The sequence below is a fragment of the Candidatus Limnocylindria bacterium genome (assembly GCA_036523395.1).
GTDB lineage: Bacteria > Chloroflexota > Limnocylindria > P2-11E > P2-11E > CF-39.
Genome location: DATDEH010000092.1, coordinates 1 through 2106, shown reverse-complemented (window position 1 = coordinate 2106; position 2106 = coordinate 1). Strand labels below are relative to the sequence as shown.

The 2106-nt window shown below is 67.4% G+C and carries 3 protein-coding genes; 2 read left to right on the top strand and 1 reads right to left on the bottom strand.

Annotated features, from left to right (window positions below; genetic code table 11):
• Positions 1-256: hypothetical protein (locus VI056_12160; GenBank protein HEY6203781.1), on the top strand; the 256-nt coding region annotated here is incomplete at its 5' end.
• Positions 257-335: 79 nt separating this feature from the next.
• On the top strand, positions 336-707 hold the full coding sequence (locus VI056_12155) for a hypothetical protein (GenBank protein HEY6203780.1): 372 nt from the start codon (positions 336-338) through the stop codon (positions 705-707).
• On the opposite strand, the gene VI056_12150 is transcribed toward VI056_12155, so the two are convergent.
• Positions 708-2106 (bottom strand): dihydroxy-acid dehydratase (locus tag VI056_12150; protein HEY6203779.1); only part of this gene is annotated, 1399 nt, incomplete at its 5' end.

Below are 2106 nucleotides of genomic sequence, written 5' to 3'. Positions count from 1 at the left end.
CCGGCGGAGATCGCCGGCCTCCCCGTTGAAATCATCCACCGCTAGCGTCACGGTCAAGCTCCACGGTGGACCTTTCAATGGGCAGTCGGCTGTCGCCTACGGCGCGATCGTCGGCAAGCTCATCGAGGTGAATCACAAGTCCTACCGCATCACGAAGATCGAGCCCGTGCCGGGTTGGCGCGAGCTCGTCGCTCAGGCGGACTTCGAAGACAAACCGAAGGTCGCCGTGGCTGCCGTAGTGGCGAAGCCCAAGTAACCAGCTTCGCGAGTTTCGCAGGCGCCCCCGTCGCAGCGCGGCGGGGGCGCTTTCGTTTCCAGAGGTAGGCTCAAAAGCGGTGGCCGCCAGGAAACCGACGAGCGCGATCCCCGCCGCAAAGCTGGCTCTCTACGACAAGCTGATCGCGACCGATCCGAAGATCGAGCGCAAAGGCGCGACGATCCCTTACACGTCGGCGAACGGCAAGATGTTCACGTACCTTTCGCCGACCGGTGACCTGCGCCTGCGGCTCCCGCCGGACGAGCGTGAGTCGTTCATGAAGAAGTACAAGACGAAAGTCGTGGTCCAACACGGCGTGGTCATGAAGGACTTCGTCGCGGTACCCTCGGAGCTGTTCGCTCGCACTGGCGAGCTCAAGAAGTACCTCGCGATCAGCCGCGGCTTCGCTGAGCAGCTGGGCACGAAGAAGACGAGCACGCGTCGCCGCTAACTACTGGCCTGTCACCGCTCCGCTGCTGGCAGATGAGACGAGCTTCGCGTACTTCGCCATCGCGCCCGTCTTGTATCGGGCCGAGGGCGCTTCCGTTGCCGCCAGCCTGCGGCGCATCTCGTCAGCCGGAACGTCCAGATCCAGCCGGCGCTTCGCCGGATCGATGAGGATCGTGTCGCCGTCATGGATCGCCGCGATCGGACCGCCGACCGCGGCCTCGGGCGCGATGTGCCCGACGACGTGGCCGTGCGTCGCGCCGGAGAAACGCCCATCGGTGATGAGCGAGACCTTCTCGGCGAGCCCCGCGCCAACGATCGCGCCGGTGACGCCGAGCATCTCGCGCATCCCGGGTCCGCCTTTCGGGCCCTCATAACGGATCACGACGCAGTCACCCTCTTTGATCTTCCCGGCGACGACCGCGGCGAACGCGTCTTCTTCGCGATCGAACACGCGCGCGGTGAAGCGCCGCGCCTCCATGAGATGTCCGGCGACCTTCATCACACCGCCGTCGGGTGCGAGCGAGCCCTTGAGGATCACCATGCCGCCGCTCGGCGCGAGCGGCTTCGCGAGCGGACGCACGACCTCCTGACCCGCTGTCTCCTTCGCCGCGCGCGCTTCGACGCCGATGGTTCGCCCCGTGACGGTGAGCGCATCGGCGTTGAGGAGCTTCGCGTCGAGCAGCCGCTGCAGCACGAGCATGATGCCGCCGGCACTGTCCATGTCCGGCGCGTTGAAGCGACCCCAGGGCTTCATGTCGGCGAGGAGCGGCGTCTTGGCGCTGATGCGGTCGAAGTCGTCGAGGGCCAGCTCGACGCCAGCCTCGCGCGCGACCGCGAGCAGGTGCAGCACCGCGTTCGTCGATCCACCCGTCGCCATCACCGCGGCGATCGCGTTCTCGAGCGCGGGGCGTGTGATGATCTGCCGCGGGCGGACGCCGTCGCGCAGCAGCTCCATCACGCGACGACCTGCGCCCTTCATGACCTCGCGGCGGCGCGGGTCGGTCGCAGGCACGCCTGACGAACCGGCTGGCGAGATGCCAAGGGCCTCGAACGCTGTCGCCATCGTGTTCGCGGTGAACTGGCCGCCGCACGCGCCAGCACCGGGGCAGGCGTGGACCTCGAGGTCCCGAAGCTCCGCGTCGCTCATCTTCCCGACGGCGTGCTTTCCCACCGCCTCATAGACATCCCCGATGGTGACGTCGTGGCCTTGGAAGCGGCCGGGCATGATCGACCCGCCGTAGACCATGAGCCCTGGGATGTCGAGGCGCGCGAGCGCCATCACGGTCCCCGGGATCGTCTTGTCGCAGCCGCTCACACACACGATCGCGTCGAACAGATGGCCGCGCGCGACGAGCTCGATCGAGTCGGCTACGACCTCGCGCGAGATGAGCGACGCCTTC